The following is a 17521-nucleotide window of genomic DNA, read 5'->3' on the forward strand; positions in this document are numbered from 1 at the left end:
TTATCTTTGCGGCCGCATCCCGCAGAATGGCTTCAGTCTTTCCACTACTGGAGTTTCAACATGAAGAACGATATTTCACGCAGCATGGTGGCCCTGCTGGCCGGCGCCAGCGGACTGATAGTCGCCAGCCTGTATTACGCACAAACCCTGGTCGGCCCTATCAGCGCAGCGACCGGACTGCCGCCCGCAGCGGCGGGCCTGATCGTGACCCTGACCCAGGCCGGCTATGCGCTTGGCCTGCTGTTCGTGGTCCCCCTTGGCGACCTGCTGGAAAACCGCAAACTGGTGTTTTGCGCCCTGCTCTTCGCAGCTGCAGCTCTCGCCGCAGCGGCCGCGAGCCACAACGCCGCGCAGTTCCTTGCCGCCTCGCTGGCCATCGGTCTCGGTTCGGTGGCCGCCCAGGTGCTGCTCCCCTTCGCCGCCCATCTGTCGCAAGAATCGACGCGAGGGCAGACTGTGGGCAAGGTGGTAAGCGGACTGCTGCTGGGGATCATGCTGGCCCGGCCTGCGGCGAGCCTCATTGCCGATCACGCCAGCTGGCGCGCAGTGTTCGCCCTTGCATCCGTGCTGGTCGCGATGCTGGCCTTCGTACTGCGCGCCCGGCTGCCGCAACGCATTCCGGACGCAACGCTTTCCTACGGCCGCCTGATTGGATCGCTGTGGCACCTTTTCCGCGACACGCCCGTGCTGCGCCGCCGCGCCGCGTATCACGCTGGCCTGTTTGGCGCCTTCAGCATGTTCTGGACGGTCGTGCCGCTGGTGCTGGAAGGCGAACGCTTCCAACTGTCACAGACAGGCATTGCCTTGTTCGCGCTGGTCGGCATGGCAGGTGCAGTGGCATCGCCTGTCGCCGGGAAGCTGGCGGACCAGGGTTATACGCTGCCGGCGACAGCTGCGGCGCTCCTGCTCGGGATTCTCGGCTTTGCGCTGCCCCTGTGGATGCCCGATTCGCGCGCCATTGCGATCGGCGTGCTGGTCATCGCCTCCATCGTGCTCGACATGGGAGTGGCGGCCAACCTTGTGCTCGGGCAGCGCGCCTTGTTTGCCCTGGGCGCCGAAGTACGCAGCCGCTTGAATGGCATCTATTTCGCGCTATTCTTCGCAGGCGGCGCCCTGGGCTCGGCGACCGGCGCCTGGGTGCTGGCAAGCCACGGCTGGCGCGCCGCCCTGTTGACGGGCATCGCCTTCCCGGCCGCTGCACTGCTTTATTGGATTTCGGAAGCGCTGGCATCGCGCGCTGCGCCACGCCAGCCCTTGGCAGCTATCATTCGAAAGCCAGGAGGATCGCAAGGCTGATGAACAACACGGCAGTGCCGCGCTGCAGGATCGCCATCCGTGGACCGGACACGATCCGTGAGCCTGCCGTGGCAGCCAGCAGCACATAGCTCAGGTGCGCGACCAGGGTACACGCAACAAAGGTCAGGCTAAGCAACAGGAAGCGCGCCAACTCTATCTCGCCCGGCGGCATAAATTGCGGGAACACTGCGGCAAAGAACAGGATCGCCTTGGGGTTGCTGCAAGCGACCAGCATGCCGCGCCGGAATACCGCGCCGCGGCTGCTGCCTTCTGGCGCGCTTGCCAGGGCCGCCGCCCCAACCTGCCCCGCATTGCGCCATTGCTTGACGCCCAGCCAGGCGAGATAAGCGGCACCGCCCAGCTTCAGGGCGGAAAAAGCCGCAGGCCAGGCCTTGAACAAGACGCCCATGCCGCCGACGGCCACGCAAGCGACCAGGAATACCCCGACGGCGTTGCCGGCGGAGCTGTACGCGGTTCGGCGTGCGCCCAAGGTCAGTGTGGTGGAAACCGCCAACAGCACGGCAGGGCCTGGGCTGAAGGTGGCGGCAAGAGCCATGGCGAGGAACGCCAGCCAAAGGGAGAAAGTCATGGTTGTCATGCCGCCAGTATCCTTCCTGCAGCCGGGATTAAAAATACCGTAAAATTAACAACATCTTTAACTCATGATTAACAATGCATGGACAAGATGCGCAGCATGGAGGTTTTTGTCCGCGTGGTGGATGCCGGCAGCTTCAGTGCCGCAGCCCGAACCCTCGACATGTCGACCGTCATGGTCAGCAAGCACATTGCCGCCCTGGAACAACTGGTCGGTGCGCGCCTGCTGCACCGGACCACGCGCAGCCAAAGCCTTAGCGAGATCGGCCAGCAATACGCCGAGCAATGCCGGCATATCCTGCAGCTGGTGCACGCGGCGGAGAGCGGCGCCCTCGCCATGCGCACGGTCCCGCGCGGTACGCTGAAGATCAGCGCGCCGGCGGCGTTCGGCAGCCGCTGCCTGGCCCCGGCCATGGCGGAATACCTGGAAACCTATCCTGAGGTCAACCTCGAGCTCGACCTCTCCAACCGTTTGTCCGACCTGGTGGAAGAAGGCCTCGATGCCGCGATCCGCATCGGCCCCTTGAAGGACTCCACCCTGGTGGCCCGGCCGCTGACGTCTTTGCAGATGATGGTCTGCGCCGCACCAGCCTACCTGGCGCGCCATGGCACGCCCCGCACGCCCGGAGAACTGTCGCAGCACCGCTGCCTGGACTTCTCCCACTGGCGCCATGATGCGCGCTGGCGTCTCGGTCAGCTCGGTACGGAAGAAAGCACCTCACCCCATTGCCGCATGCGCTCGAACAATGGCGAAGCCTTGCGCCTGGCGGCAGTCGCAGGCCTGGGCCTGGTGATGCAGGCCGACGCCGTCCTGGCCGACGAAATTGCCGCCGGCCGGCTGGTGCCTATCCTGCGCGCTTACTGGCCGACGCCACGCCCGATGCACCTGATCTATCCGCGCGACCGGCAGTCGACGCCCAAGCTGGCCAGCTTTGTGGAGTTCGTGGTGCAGCGCTTTGGCGCGGCAGCGCCCCTCAGAGAAAAGGCCAGCTAAGGATGCCTTTGGCGTGCAGTACCGGGCGCAGCACCAGGTATCCCACCGCCAAGCCGATTGCCAGCACGCTGCGCGCATCGCCCATGGCAGCGAGGAACACACCGCCAACGGTAATGGCGGCCACCAGCACCATCAGCCAGACTTCAATACTGGCGAAGAAAGGCGCAGCCCGACGCCACGTGGCCATCATCAGCTTGAATGCTTCGCGGGGAGTCTTGACTGGCTTTTGCATGAAATTCCACCAACTGTGCCAATTGCACAAAAATCGAGGCCGCAAATGAAAAATCCCCGCCGAGGCGAGGATTCTTCATTCTTTTGGAGGCGAGGGCCGGAATCGAACCGGCGTACACGGCTTTGCAGGCCGTCGCACGCTTTTAAAATCAAGCACTTACAACGCTGCTACCCTACTGGCTACCGTACTGCCTATTTAAGCGGCAATTATAGCATCCCCTTCCCATCGATACCTTGCCGCCGGGCAACCTACTTCGATCCCACCACAGTGCCACCTGCGACCGGCTTAGTCTCGGTCCTTTGCTTAACTTTGCAATAGCCCGCGATAGAACTGGTGTTCCATGAGCGATCTCCATTGCATCGAATCCGGCCCAGGTTGAACCTAACCGCCGCGCGCGCGCAAACCGCGCCACAATGTCAGCGGCACTAATGCATTCTTCCCCAGGCAAGATTTTCCGCATCTTTTCCATTGTCATCGGTAGTAGTTGATTCAGTAGCGACGCTGGGCCACGAACCCGCCAGCAGTCCTCCAACATCGCGGAACCCCGGGGCCTCTGCGTGCCCCGCGCCACATTGAATAATCGCGCGCAGCGGTCTGGTCTTTCCAGCAGTCCGCCTCGATGCATTCGAGGCCCTGCACGATACGCAAGGGACTGCCGTAGAACGGACGCTCGTCGCGCATCAGTATCGCGATGAGGCTTTCGCCAGAGCCATGGACATCGCCCCGCCCGCAGCCATGCCGGAGAACATCACCGTGCCGCCATAGCTCACGCAGATGTTCCCCGCTGAGTCGGCGCGCCGAAGAGCGCATCGAAGGTCCAATTGAACAGGAATGTGTAGCCCGGGATAACAACCATTAGCGCAAAATCGAGCTGGACCGCCTGCCATAGCGTAATCGCCATCCACCAGGCAATCAACGGAATCAGGTAGAGCATCAGGGTAAGTTGGAATCCCACAGCATGTAGCACGCGACGCCATACCGTGCGCGCCAGTTGTGCCTGGCATGCCTCCCATCGCTCGAATAACAGGTTGTAGGCCATATTCCAAGCGACTGCAATCAAGCTGATCATCAGCGACAAAGGCCCTGTATGAATGGGTGCGCCCCCCGACAGCCAAGCCAGCCCCAGACCGGATATCAGCATGCCGAGCAATTCGTAAGAAGTCGCATAGACCAGTTTCCGTTTGATACCTTGCATTTTTACTCTCGCTTTCTGTAGTCATGTGAAGGCAGCACGGTCGCTCTGCCTTGCAGCAAAGATACGTCAGTCATACTGACACTCAAAGTCAGCATCTTTCAGTTTTTCTGATAAGCTGTCGGATATGAACCTGACGAGCGATCACGTTGAACTATTGCTGGCCGTCCTCGAGCACGGCTCGTTCTCTGCCGCGGCGCGGGCGCTTCGGCGTGTCCCCTCCGCGGTCAGCATGGCAGTCGGCAACCTGGAAGCCGAATTGGGATTCGAGCTGTTCCAGCGCGGCCAGCGCGAATTGCGTCCGACGGCCGCCGCCCTGGCGCTGGTGCCCCAGGCGAAGCTGGTGCACAACCAGCTGAGGCAGTTGCGCACGCACGCCGTCGCCTTGGCGCGCGGCCTCGAAAGCACGCTGTCGATCGGAGTCGCCGCCGATCTGGACAGCAATTCCCTGATGGCGGCCATGTCCGTGCTGGCGCGACGATATCCTTTGCTTGATATAGAAGTGATGCAAGCGCCGCAGGACGAGGTGCTCGCCTTGTTGCGCCGTGGCCGCGTCGCCGTCTGCCTTGCGTACGGTGGCCCCGACGTCAAAGCGGACGAGCAATTCCTGTGGGTGGGAAGCGAATCGCTGGTGGCGACCATCTCCCCCCATCACAGCTTGGCGGGCTCAGTCTTCTTGCAGGAGTTGGTCAACGTGCGGCAAATCATTGTCGCCGCCTGTGAGCAGCCGATGACCGACAAGCGCCCTTTGCTGGCAGCGGCATATTGGCGCACCGATAGCCTGCCCCTGGCCCTGCAAATGGTCGAGTTGGGGCTTGGCTGGGGCAACTTTCCTTTGTCCCGCATCACCCGTTTGCTGGAACAAGGCCGGCTGACGCGGCTGCACTTCAAAAATACCCGCAACGAATTGCTGCTGCCGGTGCATCTGGTCTGGCGCAGCGCCACGCCGCTGGGCAAAGCGGCGCGCGAATTGATTGAACTCATGGAGCGGCCGGTTCCCGAAATGCGAGATTAATTGGCAGGCCATTTCCTCGGGAACCGGCCATGGCAGCGCATCAGATGCCTAAAATACGGATCAACAGGAAGCTTACGACCCCAAGCGCGGCGAGCGAGACCACCACCACTCCAGCAACGCGCGGACCTGCGCGCATCACGGAGCGCACATCGACGCCAAGTCCCAGCGCTGCCATCGACATGATGGTCAGGAAGTTCGCGGTATGGTGAGCCGGGGCGAGCAGCAGTTGCGGCAGCAGGTCCAGCGAGCGCATCGTCAGCATCACCAGGAAACCCACGATAAACCATGGCACCAGGTGATTCAAGCTCGGGCGGCCTTTCGCCTGGCCGAGGCCAAACAGCGACAGGACCACGCAAACCGGACCAAGCATCAGCACGCGCACCAGTTTCACCAGCGTTCCGATGTGCACGCAAGCCGGGGAAATGCAGTTGGTAGCGGCCAGCACCTGGGGCACAGCGTAGACCGTGAGTCCAGCAAAAACCCCGTATTGGACTGCAGTGAAGGATAGCAGAGACACAAAGAGCGGCAAACCGAGTACCACCACCACGCCCAGGACCGCGGTGAATGCAATGGAAGCCGCGACATCATTGCTGTCGGCATCGATGACCGGCGCCACGGCCGCGATTGCCGAATTGCCGCAGATTGAATTGCCACACGCGATCAGCAGGGCCATCTTGTTTGGCAAGCCGGCGCAGCGGCCAATCCCATAACTGGCCACGATTGCGATCACGACCACCCCCGCGATGCCGGCGATCAGCCACGGGCCGTATTCCAGCAGATTGCTGGCGCTGACTGCCGCCCCGAGCAGGACGACGGCAATCTCCAGCAGCAATTTGGCGCCAACCCGGATGCCCGCTTCGTAGCGCTGGTGGAAGCGATGCAGCGAGCGCACCGCAGTGCCGATCACGATCGCCAGCACCAGGCTTTCCAGCCAGGCGCGCCCGAAGATCCTGGCCTCCATCCATTCGGTCAGATAGGCGGCTAACGTCACCGCGCCACATAGGCCAAGGCCAGGGATGGCCGACAATACTTTATTACGCATACATACCTCCGTTCGTGACAAAAACAATGAGGCGATTGTCAGCTTTCCCATTCATTCGATCCATCTTATAATTTCTCATATTTCATTCATCTAAATTAAACAATGACCCTTGAGCAGCTCCGTGTCTTTGTTGCCGTCGCAGAGCGCCAGCACCTGACCCACGCCGCATCGGCACTGTCCTTGACGCCGTCCGCCGTCAGTTCGTCCATCAAGGCGCTGGAGGAACGCTTCGGCGTTGCGCTCTTCCATCGGGTCGGCCGCGGCATCGAAATCAGCGACGCCGGCAAGACATTCCTGGACGAGGCGAGGCGCGTTCTGGCTAGCAGCCGCGCGGCGGAATCGGTGCTTGCGGAGCTGGGTGGCTTACGGCGCGGCTCATTGACCATCCATGCCAGCCAGACCATCGCCAATTACTGGCTGCCGCCGCTGCTGGTGCGCTTCCAGGACCTGCATCCTTCCATCGAGCTCCGGGTTGATCTGGGCAATACCGAACAGGTAACTCGTGCGGTCGTGCAAGGCAGCGCCGACATTGGCTTGATCGAAGGCGCCCTGCAAGAAGAAAACCTGCAATGCCGCGTGGTGGCCGAGGACCGGATGGTCGTCGTCGTGCGGCCCGACCATCCCTGGGCATCTGGTCAGAAGCTCACGGCTGCCGTCTTGCGCACCGGGCACTGGGTCTTGCGCGAGGCCGGTTCCGGCACGCGCTCCGAATTCGAGGCCGCACTGAAAGTTATCGGTGCCCGCCGTCTCGCCTTGCGCATTGCCCTTGAATTGCCGTCGAACGAAGCCGTGCGCAGCGCAGTACTTGCCGGTCCCTATGCCGCAGCCATGTCGGAACTGGTCGCCGCGCCGTACCTGCGCGCTGGCCTGCTGGCCAGTGCGAACCTGGATCTGCCGGTACGCAGCTTCTCCCTGTTGCGGCATCCGGCCCGGCTGCGGAATCCCGCCGCCACTGCCTTCGAAGAAATCCTGCTGCAAAAGCAGGACTGGTCCGGGAAGTAATGCCTTTACCCCGGACGGCTCAGCACGCTGGTTAGAGTGCGCCTTTTCACCCATGGAAAGGCAAAGCACAATGAAGAAATTTCTGGCAGGTTTCTCCCTGATCCTGCTGTCCACGACAGCAGGAGCTGCTGAATTACCGGGCTACGGTGACGTGGTTGAGGCCCTGATGCACGGGCGAAGCGTGGCGCTGACAATGGATCTTGCGCAATGCGTCGATAATCTCGGTGCCAAGGGCCCAGACCGCCGTGCAGGGCTGGCCATCGGCAGTTTCATGCTACCCGGCTCATATCTGGCCTTTTCCGACACGCACTTTACTTTGTCCCCCATCGGCAGCCCTGCCACCGAGTTCATGCGCTACCGCCTCAACAACGATGGCAGCCTGACTCTGGACGTAACCGTCTTGGGAATGCCGGACTACCACCCGGTAAGGCAAATGAACTATCGATGCACAATTGGCGCCGGCGCCCGTTTCTGGACGGCAGATAGCCCTGCGAAGCGATGACCGAAAAAAAGCCGGGATACCTCCCGGCTTTTTTGTGCGGCAACGCGGAAATCAGAAGCTTACGCGCACGCCCACCGACATCATGTCTGCTCGGACCTTGCCACCAAAGTGCTTCTTGTACGATGCCTTGCCGAAGTAATCATACTCCGCCAGCAGCGCGACATTCTTGGTCAGGTTATAGGAAGCGCCGACGCCAACCATTGGAGAGAGGCGAGTCGATTTCTCCTTGGTAATGCTGGTCTCCTTGGCCGGCTGTGGCTGACCTTCCGCAACCTCTGCCACCGGCTCGCTGATCCCCAGCACGGTGGTGTTGTGGCGGGTGACAGCGGCGCCGCCTTTGGCAAACACGGCGAAGTCGGCGCTCAGCGGCATGCGTGCGGTAGCGGCCGCATAGATAGCCGTATTATCCATCGTCAGCGAGCCATCGTTCGACTTCAGGAACTCGGCTTTGCCGAAGCTGACCACGCCTGCTTCAACACCCCAGTTCTGGTCCAGCTGGTAGCCACCGTGCAGGTTGAATGCACGATGCTTTTGCACGGTCTTGACGGAGTTGATAGACAACTGCTGGTGAGCATTGCCGATCGAACCGCCGATGTAGGCGTGGCCGGACTCATCATTCGTATCGGCGGCGTGGGCCAGGGAAGCGAGCGTGCCGACGGCACCGATCATTACAGCGATAACTTGTTTCTTCATGTTTAATCTCTTTGCGGTTTATTCGAGAAATGGATACTGCGGAAGCGCGTCTGCTTGAATGGCGACTTCGGGGAGAAGTGTATCCATCAGGAATCACGGCCGAGCACCCCCTGCACATTTCTAGGACGATGTTACGTCTAGGTTATTTTTAACTACGCCAATCCCGAAATTTCATGGGCATCGGGTCAGCCGCGGTGCGACTGCTGGCCTGGATATGGCTCGCCGATGTTTCGCTTGGGTGCAGGGCCGACGCCAAGGTCCGTACTGGCGTCGGCCAGGGAGCTTGCGCATCTGGCCGCCATGCGACCGCGCCAAGCTCGGATTGCGGCACTGCCGGCGCATTGTCATGCAAGTGCTGGGCAATCGCGCCCAGGTCGACCTGGTGTACCTCGGCCGGCGCCTGTGCCACCGTCGCGCCGGGTGTGGCGCTGTCGGGCGCCGTTGTCGAAGGCGGACGCATAAAGGCCGCAAATGGGGGGCCGTCGGTCGCAACCTGCTCGTGGTAAAAGGCGTGGCGTGCGAGCGGTGCAGGGCGCGTCGGCGCAGCTTGCGGCACTGCATCGGCACTGTTCGTTGCCGTTCCCGCCCGCGGCGCCTGCAGGCGGTCGGCATGGTTCCGATCAGCCGCTTCCAGCGCCCGGGTCACCAAGTCCGCTTGCTGCGCCGCCGCTGCCTTCTGCTGCACCTCGCGTTCACACGCATCGGCGTAGGCTTCCTCACGCCAAGCCTCTATCGCCGCAGCATCATATGCTAGCCGCTCGGCATTTTTCTGTTCGATCATCGCAGGCGCAGCGTCATTCATTTCTTGTACAAACGCGCCCAGTACGCCAAACATCGCGTCCGGCGGCTCTTCGCGCCTGCCCGGTTGCAGCGCTGCTGTCTCGGAGGCAATACACCACTGCTGTTGGGCAAGCCAATCCTGCAAGATATCGCGGCGCTTCGGAGCATTCAGTATCGCGCATTCCAGAGCACCGGCCACTTTTTGCCGCAACAGCAGCCGCGCCTCATTCGCAGTTGGCCTGACATCAAAGTCCACCGTCAACATGCCTAGGCGGGCCGCCAGTTCATCCACGTTGGCAGCATCGAATTCAGCCAGCACCCGCGGCGTCAACATGCGCTCCGACTCCAAGTTCTGGATGGTGGCAAAAACGCGCTGGCCAGATTCCCAAGACGCTTCCATCAGCAGCCTGATCGCTTCCACATCGGCCACATCGGGCCGCGGCAGGCTGGGCCCCGGCGCCAGCGGAGCCGGCCTGCGCGCAATCATCCCAGCGGGCTGAGGCGGTGGCGCTGCGCGCAGGCGCTTTGCCGCGAGCCAGCCCTCGATCCGCGCCGAATAAGGTGGTCTTCGACCGACTTCATCGTGACGCCGCAGAAGGCGGTTGCCAAAATCGGCACGGCTGGCGTCACCGAGTCTGCGGCTGTTGATCAGTTTGACAGCCACGATCTCCTGGTGCTCCGGGTGCATTTGAGCGACCAGCCGGTCCAGCAGGCTGCCCATGCGCGCAGCGGCGTTGTCCAGTTCCCGCCTGACGTCCCGATCCTTGTCCTTGAGTTCCTTCACGGCACTGTACAAGATGGGAGGCGCAAGGTCGTCGGCCGATAGGACGTCGCGCTCGCGCAGTGTTGCGATGGCGTCCGCCCGCGACAACACGTTCTCGGCCGATGGCTTGACATATTCTTGTGTCAGCTGGACAGCATAGCGCGCCGCCAATCGGCTCAGCTGTTTCCGGAACTCCGGCGCATCCGACAATTCGCGCAGACGCACCAATAGTGCGGTGTAGCCGGAGCGCAATGGCGCGTCTCCTTCACTATCGAGCACATCGAGAATGCCTTGCGCGGCTTGCGCTGAACTCACGCGGGCCGCCAGTTGGCCCAACAAGCGTGGCATCCCCTCGTAAAACGTGCCCGGGGCAACATTCTGCAAATACCCCAACAAATCCCCGGGCAGAACCTCGTTCCGCGCCATAGCTCGGCCCAGTGCATCGAAGATTCGGCCCGTCGCGTAGGAACCGCGTACCGTTTCGAGCAATCGGCTACGCTCCAGTATCTCCAGCAAGGCGCCGCCTTCCATACGCGCCAGACGGTCCAGGTAAAGCAACAGTGATCGCGGCATATCTTCCACGCCGCGCAGTGAACTGACCTGGCCTGCGGTCAGAGCGCGCATCGACCGTGCCAATCGCAGCGCATCCTTAACCCGGTCGCGCTGCAACTTGGCCGCATTTGATGCCGCACGGCTGGGTGCAGTGAAACGATCCATGAACTCAGCCAAATTCGTACTTGTGCCATCCGGGGATCGCCCCACCTCAAGGGCAGACAGCCTGGCCAACATTTCATCATCCAACGTCAGCACATCCACTACGGGGCCGTCATCCTTTCCGATTTCGACCGCATACGTGGACTGATTTCTGGCCAAATGCCTCGCGAGTCCATCACGAAGAGCTTCCTCGCCTGAGAATGCCACAGCACCCAGATTGGGGTCGAAGAGAAGATATTGCCGCTTTCCTCCCGCGCCGTCACGGCCCATCAGTGCCATCACATGCGTTCCCGTCATTAACAGGACGGCGGTAGATCCTGCTCCCACGCCCATATCTTCGACTACCTGGTCCAACGCCACCGCGCGCCCTTGAAATTCGCCGAATTCCACCGCACTAAACACTGTCTCGAGCGCCAATCTGAACCCGGAAAATTCAATATCCTGAATGGTTACAGCGAAGTTACGCTCAGTTCTTGCGGCAATGGCATGCGACAATGCTAGGACACCGCTTTCCTGACTTTCCTTGTAAGCCATTGCAAACATGGTTGATGTCGGCAAACAATTGCCCTGATCAAAGCCAGCAGAGCGCATGAATTGCGCTTGACACATACCAAACTCGCCGCGGGCGGGATCTGCCGCTCCTTCCAAAGCGAGGGTTTTGCGCCACTTTCCATACCTCCTCTCGACTCGTTTGGCAGTCCGATCAACTCGGTCCTGCAATAAGGCGGTCATGACGCCGATTTGACGCGCGTCATCCATACTCACGGCGAGGCGCGCCAGATCCCCAGTGGAGAGAGTCGCCAGCCACTCATCTTCCGCCCCATCCCATCTAAGACGCTCGGCAGGCTTTCCCGTACCCAATACGCCAAGCCAATACTCTCGCACTTCCTCTGGCGAAGCATTGGCGCTCTTCTGGAGTTCCCTATTGTCCCGGAAGTATCGCTGTGTAGAGTCATACAGCTCTGCCTGGGCGTAATCCAGATAGGGATTGCGTTCCAATAAGCTAATCCACTGCCGCATGAATGAACGGTCCCGGAGCCCGGCTTCGTCCAGCGTGTGGCCATCGAAATTCTCAAGATAATACTGTTGCAACCGTCTCACCGCCTCAGCCCTGCGTCTTAGCGCATCTCCCACTGCTTCTAAGGGTCGGTAGATTGCTTCGGTGGGCACTGCCCAGGCAATCGCATCTGCAGTCACTTGCGCAGCAGCACTCTGGTCGGCGGCCAAAACCCAGTCGCGCAGCTCTCGACGGCTCAGTTGCCTGTCACTGTCGTTAGCTTCGCTGACCGCACGCCGGTAGGCGTACGCTTCTTGTAATGCGCTCAGGTTCTCACCAATAGTCTCCCATCGGACCCTCCCCTGAGGTTCAGGCGTGATAACGGCGTCGCTGGTCCCGGCTTGCTGGGATAGCAGAATAAAGAGCGGTTCTCCCTCCGCTTGCCGCGCATCGTTCGGCACGCCGGCGTCCGCATCGCCTACCCTGCGATAAGAAGCGTAGCGCCAGCCAGGCGCTATCGTGTCGGAAATCGAACCGATTCCAGGACCGATGTTTGCAGTCGCCAAAGCCTCGTGGTTGACGAAATCTGCTACACGCTTCAGCCGGACCGCCGTGTATTCGGCCTCGTCAGGCGCTGGTCCAATTTGCAGCGTCAGCCGTGCGACGCCCTCATCCGGTTCGCCAAGCTGCCATTTCTCCACAGGACTGTCTTCCGCCAACAGCAAGGGGGCGACTGCGTCGAACGCCTCCGGCAGCTGGCGCGGGTCGATGCTGAAACGGATTTCCTCACCGAGATTGCCAACTCGCCCACCGCCGCGCGTCACCGTCAGGATCATTCCCGGCACGGCTTCGTCGAAACGGAAGCCGGCCGGCTCCTCCTTATAACCGCGGCGCGCCACGTCAAAACTCTGCACCTGGTTCTGCAAACGGAACTCGCTTTCTCGCAGAGTACGCATCTCCTTTTGCAACATGGACGACCGATCAGACAAGGATCGACTGGAAGCTTGCTGATCCGCGCGCTGCGCGAGAGGCCCGCTGGCGTCTGGCGGCCAAGCCGGCGGTGGGGTGTTGGGCGAATTCGATACTGAGCTAGGCATGGCGTGGTTTCTTGAGGCTCCGTATTTGTTAGTGCGGCCTGAGCGCCGTCCGGTTCGCGGCATGCCAACCTGCAGGCAGCGTCATAAACGCCGAACCAATTCCCACCGCCTTGGCACTTAGCGGGCATGAACCCCGATCGCAATACTCGATGCAACCGCGCGGCGGTCTGCCTTTCGCGCGCCGCCACGCAAGGAAACAACGTTTGAACGCCACGCCCCCATCCTGGAGCGACGCCAAGGCCCTCGGCAAAGAACTGCTGCCAAAGGGGGGCCGTGCCGAAGTCACCGCCGCCGCCATCCTGCTCGCCATCGTGCTGGCCATGCTGCTGCCGCTGCCCGCCTGGCTGCTGGATATTCTGATCGCCCTGAACATGTGCGCGGCCTGCCTGATGATCGTGCTGGTCATGCAGATCAAGGATTCGCTCGGCCTGAGCACTTTCCCCGCCCTGCTCCTGGTCACCACCCTGTTTCGCGTCTCGCTCAGCATCGCCAGTACCCGCCTGATCCTCCTCGAAGCGGAGGCCGGCCACATCATCGAGGCTTTCGGCGAGGTCGTGGTGGGCGGCAACTTGGTGGTCGGCCTGGTCGTCTTCCTGATTTTGACCGTGGTGCAATTCCTGGTGATTACCAAGGGCGCCGAGCGGGTGGCCGAAGTGGGCGCCCGTTTCACGCTTGACGCCCTGCCCGGCAAGCAGCTGGCGATCGACATGGAGTTCAAGGATGGCTCGCTGACCGCGAAGGAGGCACAGGCCAAGCGCTTGCAGCTGGGCCAGGAAAGCCAGTTCTTCGGCGCCATGGACGGCGCCATGAAGTTCGTCAAGGGCGACGCCATTGCCGGTATCGTCATCCTGCTCACCAATATGGTGGGAGGCCTTGCCATCGGCATGCTGCAACGAGGCATGTCCGGCGCTGACGCCATGCACCTGTATTCCATCCTGACCATCGGCGACGGTCTGGTGGCGCAGATCCCGGCCCTGCTGCTCTCGCTGGCGGCCGGCCTGCTGGTGACGCGCGTGGCCGGCGGCGAAGAAGGCGGACGCAACGTTGGTAAGGAAATTACCGCCCAATTGATGGCGCAGCCCAAGGCCTGGGTCATTGCCGGCTGTGCCATGCTGGTGTTTGGCATGCTGCCCGGCATGCCTAGCATGGTGTTCGCCGTGCTGGCGGGCAGCGCGCTCGCGCTTGGCCTGGGCATGATCTACCGCAAGCAGAAGCGCGCCCGAGACGATGCGGCCAGAGCAGCCGCCGAAGTGCCCGAGTTGCGCGAATTCCAGGTGCTGCGTCACTTCGTCGTGCGGACCGGGGCGCAAGTTGACCCGCTCATGGCGGCAAACGTGCTCAACCAAGCCCGCCTGGCACGCAATTCACTGGTGCTGCGCTACGGCCTGGTGCCGCCACCGGTGTGCGCCGACCCTGGCATCCATGTTGCCGACGCCGACTTCGAGTTCTGCCATGAAGAAGTGCGCGTCTTTGCCGGCTGGCTGCGGCAAGACATGCTGACCACCTTGTGCGCGCCGGATCAGGTACCGGCGCTGGAGCTGGCGCCCGACTGCATCGAGCCGATCGGACGCGACGGCCGCCAGCGGGTCTGGTTGACGCCGCAGCAAGCTGAGGTGCTGGAATGGGCGGCGGGCAAGCCGCAGCCATTCTGGGAATACCTGAACGGCCTGTTCACCAGCGCCCTGTTGAGGGCGGGGCCGCGCTATTTCGGCATCGAACAGGCACACAAGCTAAGCCGCTGGCTGACCGAAAAAACGCCGGAGCTGGCCAAGGAGCTCGAACGCAGTGTGCCTTTGGGCCGCCTGGCCGATGTCATGCAACGCTTGCTGGGCGAACAGGTCAGTATCCGCAATATGGATACGATCGCCGAGTCCCTGGTCGAATGGGGCCAGCGCGAGCGCGACCCGGCCGTGCTGTACGAATGCGTGCGCGGCGCGCTGGCACGGGAAATCTGCGGCGCCTACGCCAGCAAAGGTCCGTTGCACGCCCTGCTGCTGGCGCCCGAGCTGGAAGCGCTGGTGCGCTCGGCTGTGCGCCAGACTGCGTACGGCGACATGCTGGCGCTCGACGTGCGCACCAGCGAAGCCTTGACCGACGAGTTTGCCGTCCGGCTCGCGCTGCAGCCGCCGCGCCCACCGCCGGTGGTGCTGTGCGCGCCGGACCTGCGGCCACATGTGCGGCGCCTGTTGCGCGACCGTTTCAATGAACTGCCTGTCTTATCCACCCAGGAAGTGCCGCCGGAACAGCAGGTCCAGGTGCTCGATGTGGTGCCGTGTCCACCCGGCACGCAAGAAGCGGAAGACGAATTTGGAGTGTGACCATGGACGAAACCATTGAGGGCAACATCGCGGCGCCTGCCGGCCTGGAGCTGCGCGTGCTGTCCGGCTTGCATGCCGGCGCCGCCTTGCCGCTGACGGAGGAAGCCGTCGTCGTGGGCAGCGATACCGCATGCGACGTCATCCTGCTCGACCCCGACGTCGCACCGCAGCACCTGAGCTTGCGCTGGGTGGACGGCCAATGGCTGGCCGAGCCGGATTCCGGCGCCGATGTCGCCGACCTGGCAGGCCGGCCGCTGCATGCTGGCAGCGCGCTGGCGCCCGGTCTTCCGTTCCGCATCGGCCAGGCATGGCTCATGCTCAGTCCAGCCGACGCACCATGGGAAACGGCCGTGCTGCAGCCGTCCGCGCCGCCGGTGCCGGAGGCGGCAAGGCCCGGCCGGCGCTGGCCGCTGGCCCTGCCGGCCGTGACCGCGCTCGCGCTGTTGCTGCTGGTGCTGGCCTGGTGCGTGCTACGCAGTCCGTCCGCCCAGCCGCCCAGCGCGGCCGCGGCGCCAGCGGCGGCCGCGGTGCCAGCCGAAGCCGACGAGATCGCGCGCCAAACTGAACGGGTTCTGAGCGAGCGCGACTTGTCCAAACTGGTGGGCATTGTCTACGAAACCGGCCACCTGACGCTCTCGGCCGAGCTCGATGCCGACGAATCACGCCGCTTCGACAGCGCGCTGGCCAGCTTGCGGCAGCGCTTTGGTACACGGGTGCGCATCGACGTCGCCCTCACACCGCTGCAGCGCGCACTGCCCTTCGATGTGCGCGAAATCGTCACCGGCAGTGCGCCCCACATCACGCTTGCCGATGGCACCGTGATGTACGAAGGCACCAGCATGGCCGGCTACCGGCTGCAAGCGATCCGGCCCGGCAAGCTGCTGTTCGACGGCAAGCGCCAACTGGAACTGCCATGGTGAAACGGCATAGCCACTGGCGCCAGGCTGGCAACGGCCTGCTGGCCGCCGCGCAGCAGGCATTCGCCGGCGTCACCTTGGTTAGCGGCCTGGGCCGGGTACAGCGCGTGCTCGGCGCATTGGTCGAAGGCAGCGTGCCCAACGCCAGCATCGGCGAACAATGCGAACTGTTCCACCCATCGGCGCCCGGCCGCACGCGGCGCGCCGAAGTCGTCGGCTTCAATGAGCACGCCGCCTTGCTCTCGCTGCTCGATACGCTGGACGGACTGGGCCCGTCCTGGCTGATCCGGCCGCTGCGCCGCACGCACCGCGTGGCGGCCGGGCCGGATCTGCTGGGCCGGGTGCTCGACGGCTATGGCCTGCCACTTGACGGCCAGCAGCCGCCCGACGGCGACGCGCCCGGCATGGCCTGGCGCACCGTCATGGCCGAAGCGCCCGCGCCGACCGAAAGGCCGCGCATCCGCGAAGTGTTCGCCACTGGCGTGCGCAGCATCGACACCCTGCTGACCCTGGGCCGTGGCCAGCGCGTCGGCATCTTCGCGCCGCCCGGCTGCGGCAAGACCACGCTGATGGCGGCCATCGGCCGCGGCAGCGCGATCGATGTGCTGGTGCTGGCCCTGATCGGTGAGCGCGGGCGCGAAGTGCGCGAATTCACCGAGCACGAACTCGACCCAGAATTGCTGGCGCGCACCGTGATCGTGTGCGCCACGTCGGACCGTCCAGCGCTGGAGCGCGTGCGCGCGGCCTTCACCGCCACCGCCATCGCCGAAGGCATGCGCGCGCGCGGCATGAATGTGCTGCTGATGGTCGATTCGCTGACCCGCTTGGCCCGCGCCCAGCGCGAAATCGGTCTGGCGGCGGGCGAAGCGCCGGCCCGCGCCGGTTATCCGCCCTCGGTCTATGCCATGCTGCCGCGTCTGCTCGAACGGGCCGGCAACACCAGCCAGGGCGCGCTGACGGCGCTCTACACGGTACTGCTGGACGGCGAACTGAAGGCCGACCCGATCAGCGAGGAAGCCGTCTCGCTGCTCGATGGCCATATCCTGCTCTCGCGCAAGCTGGCCGAACAGGGTCACTATCCGGCGGTTGACGTCCTGCCCAGCCTGAGCCGCGTCATGTCGAATATTGTGGCGCCGGAGCAGCGCAAGGCTGCGGCTCGTTTGCGCCATGTGTTATCCAGCTACCGTGAAGTCGAACTGCTGATCCGGCTGGGCGAATACCGCAGCGGTGCCGATCCGGAGCTTGACAAGGTGGTACGCGCCCATCCGGAAGTGATCGCCTTCCTGCGCCAGGACACGCGCCAGGGTGCCACCTGGGACGCCAGCATCGAACAATTGCTGCGCCTGGCGAGCCTGTGAGCGCGCGCCGCTTTC

Annotated in this window: 14 protein-coding genes; 8 read left to right on the forward strand and 6 right to left on the reverse strand. The window is 63.0% G+C overall.

Features of this window, described 5'->3' with window-relative positions; translation table 11 throughout:
- Positions 1-60 precede the first annotated feature (60 nt).
- Positions 61-1296: an MFS transporter gene (locus tag ACN9M3_RS20230; RefSeq protein WP_426318456.1), complete on the forward strand. Its 1236-nt coding sequence runs from the start codon at positions 61-63 to the stop codon at positions 1294-1296.
- Here the strand turns inward: ACN9M3_RS20230 and ACN9M3_RS20235 are convergent.
- Complete coding sequence (locus ACN9M3_RS20235; RefSeq protein ID WP_426162320.1) at positions 1265-1894, reverse strand: LysE family translocator; 630 nt, start codon at positions 1892-1894, stop codon at positions 1265-1267. The two genes, ACN9M3_RS20230 and ACN9M3_RS20235, sit on opposite strands and share 32 nt — an antisense overlap.
- Positions 1895-1972: 78 nt before the next feature.
- Between ACN9M3_RS20235 and ACN9M3_RS20240 the strand changes: the two genes are divergently transcribed.
- Complete coding sequence (locus ACN9M3_RS20240) at positions 1973-2884, forward strand: LysR family transcriptional regulator (RefSeq protein WP_426162322.1); 912 nt, start codon at positions 1973-1975, stop codon at positions 2882-2884.
- On the opposite strand, the gene ACN9M3_RS20245 is transcribed toward ACN9M3_RS20240, so the two are convergent.
- Positions 2865-3116, reverse strand: a complete 252-nt coding sequence (locus ACN9M3_RS20245) for a hypothetical protein (protein ID WP_426162323.1) — start codon at positions 3114-3116, stop codon at positions 2865-2867. The genes ACN9M3_RS20240 and ACN9M3_RS20245 overlap by 20 nt on opposite strands.
- Before the next feature lie 766 nt (positions 3117-3882).
- Positions 3883-4311, reverse strand: coding sequence for a PACE efflux transporter (locus ACN9M3_RS20250; RefSeq protein WP_426162324.1), 429 nt, complete (start codon positions 4309-4311; stop codon positions 3883-3885).
- A 124-nt stretch (positions 4312-4435) separates the two neighbouring features.
- Here ACN9M3_RS20250 and ACN9M3_RS20255 point away from each other — a divergent pair, with 124 nt between their 5' ends.
- Positions 4436-5323 (forward strand): LysR family transcriptional regulator, encoded by an 888-nt coding sequence (locus ACN9M3_RS20255; protein WP_426318457.1) that lies wholly within the window; start codon positions 4436-4438, stop codon positions 5321-5323.
- A gap of 40 nt (positions 5324-5363) precedes the next feature.
- On the opposite strand, the gene ACN9M3_RS20260 is transcribed toward ACN9M3_RS20255, so the two are convergent.
- Positions 5364-6365 (reverse strand): YeiH family protein, encoded by a 1002-nt coding sequence (locus ACN9M3_RS20260; RefSeq protein WP_426162326.1) that lies wholly within the window; start codon positions 6363-6365, stop codon positions 5364-5366.
- A gap of 102 nt (positions 6366-6467) precedes the next feature.
- On the opposite strand from ACN9M3_RS20260, the gene ACN9M3_RS20265 reads away from it, so the two are divergent.
- A complete protein-coding gene (locus ACN9M3_RS20265; protein WP_426162327.1) occupies positions 6468-7367 on the forward strand; it encodes a LysR substrate-binding domain-containing protein in 900 nt (299 codons plus the stop codon).
- Positions 7368-7437: 70 nt separating this feature from the next.
- Positions 7438-7869: a VirK family protein gene (locus ACN9M3_RS20270; RefSeq protein WP_426318458.1), complete on the forward strand. Its 432-nt coding sequence runs from the start codon at positions 7438-7440 to the stop codon at positions 7867-7869.
- Between the two features lie 51 nt (positions 7870-7920).
- On the opposite strand, the gene ACN9M3_RS20275 is transcribed toward ACN9M3_RS20270, so the two are convergent.
- Both ACN9M3_RS20275 and ACN9M3_RS20280 read right to left on the reverse strand, forming a co-directional pair.
- On the reverse strand, positions 7921-8562 hold the full coding sequence (locus tag ACN9M3_RS20275) for an outer membrane beta-barrel protein (RefSeq protein ID WP_426318459.1): 642 nt from the start codon (positions 8560-8562) through the stop codon (positions 7921-7923).
- Between the two features lie 148 nt (positions 8563-8710).
- Positions 8711-12976, reverse strand: a complete 4266-nt coding sequence (locus tag ACN9M3_RS20280) for a hypothetical protein (RefSeq protein ID WP_426318460.1) — start codon at positions 12974-12976, stop codon at positions 8711-8713.
- A gap of 140 nt (positions 12977-13116) precedes the next feature.
- On the opposite strand from ACN9M3_RS20280, the gene sctV reads away from it, so the two are divergent.
- Genes sctV through ACN9M3_RS20295 form a run of 3 tightly spaced genes read left to right on the forward strand, consistent with a single transcriptional unit; the run spans position 13117 to position 17506 of the window.
- Positions 13117-15231, forward strand: a complete 2115-nt coding sequence (sctV, locus tag ACN9M3_RS20285; RefSeq protein WP_426162333.1) for a type III secretion system export apparatus subunit SctV — start codon at positions 13117-13119, stop codon at positions 15229-15231.
- A 2-nt stretch (positions 15232-15233) separates the two neighbouring features.
- On the forward strand, positions 15234-16151 hold the full coding sequence (locus ACN9M3_RS20290) for an FHA domain-containing protein (protein WP_426318461.1): 918 nt from the start codon (positions 15234-15236) through the stop codon (positions 16149-16151).
- Positions 16145-17506 (forward strand): FliI/YscN family ATPase, encoded by a 1362-nt coding sequence (locus ACN9M3_RS20295; RefSeq protein WP_426162335.1) that lies wholly within the window; start codon positions 16145-16147, stop codon positions 17504-17506. Before ACN9M3_RS20290 ends, ACN9M3_RS20295 begins: the two co-directional genes overlap by 7 nt.
- Positions 17507-17521: the final 15 nt, after the last annotated feature.

Origin of the sequence: Pseudoduganella sp. R-43, assembly GCF_049913255.1 — a bacterium.
Lineage (GTDB): Bacteria > Pseudomonadota > Gammaproteobacteria > Burkholderiales > Burkholderiaceae_D > Rugamonas.

Bases quoted from the DNA above. Each gene is read 5' to 3' on its own strand.
- ACN9M3_RS20230 (WP_426318456.1), top strand. From the start codon at position 61: ATGAAGAACGATATTTCACGCAGCATGGTGGCCCTGCTGGCCGGCGCC.
- ACN9M3_RS20235 (WP_426162320.1), bottom strand. From the start codon at position 1,894: ATGACAACCATGACTTTCTCCCTTTGGCTGGCGTTCCTCGCCATGGCT.
- ACN9M3_RS20240 (WP_426162322.1), top strand. From the start codon at position 1,973: ATGGACAAGATGCGCAGCATGGAGGTTTTTGTCCGCGTGGTGGATGCC.
- ACN9M3_RS20245 (WP_426162323.1), bottom strand. From the start codon at position 3,116: ATGCAAAAGCCAGTCAAGACTCCCCGCGAAGCATTCAAGCTGATGATG.
- ACN9M3_RS20250 (WP_426162324.1), bottom strand. From the start codon at position 4,311: ATGCAAGGTATCAAACGGAAACTGGTCTATGCGACTTCTTACGAATTG.
- ACN9M3_RS20255 (WP_426318457.1), top strand. From the start codon at position 4,436: ATGAACCTGACGAGCGATCACGTTGAACTATTGCTGGCCGTCCTCGAG.
- ACN9M3_RS20260 (WP_426162326.1), bottom strand. From the start codon at position 6,365: ATGCGTAATAAAGTATTGTCGGCCATCCCTGGCCTTGGCCTATGTGGC.
- ACN9M3_RS20265 (WP_426162327.1), top strand. From the start codon at position 6,468: ATGACCCTTGAGCAGCTCCGTGTCTTTGTTGCCGTCGCAGAGCGCCAG.
- ACN9M3_RS20270 (WP_426318458.1), top strand. From the start codon at position 7,438: ATGAAGAAATTTCTGGCAGGTTTCTCCCTGATCCTGCTGTCCACGACA.
- ACN9M3_RS20275 (WP_426318459.1), bottom strand. From the start codon at position 8,562: ATGAAGAAACAAGTTATCGCTGTAATGATCGGTGCCGTCGGCACGCTC.
- ACN9M3_RS20280 (WP_426318460.1), bottom strand. From the start codon at position 12,976: ATGCCGCGAACCGGACGGCGCTCAGGCCGCACTAACAAATACGGAGCC.
- ACN9M3_RS20290 (WP_426318461.1), top strand. From the start codon at position 15,234: ATGGACGAAACCATTGAGGGCAACATCGCGGCGCCTGCCGGCCTGGAG.
- ACN9M3_RS20295 (WP_426162335.1), top strand. From the start codon at position 16,145: ATGGTGAAACGGCATAGCCACTGGCGCCAGGCTGGCAACGGCCTGCTG.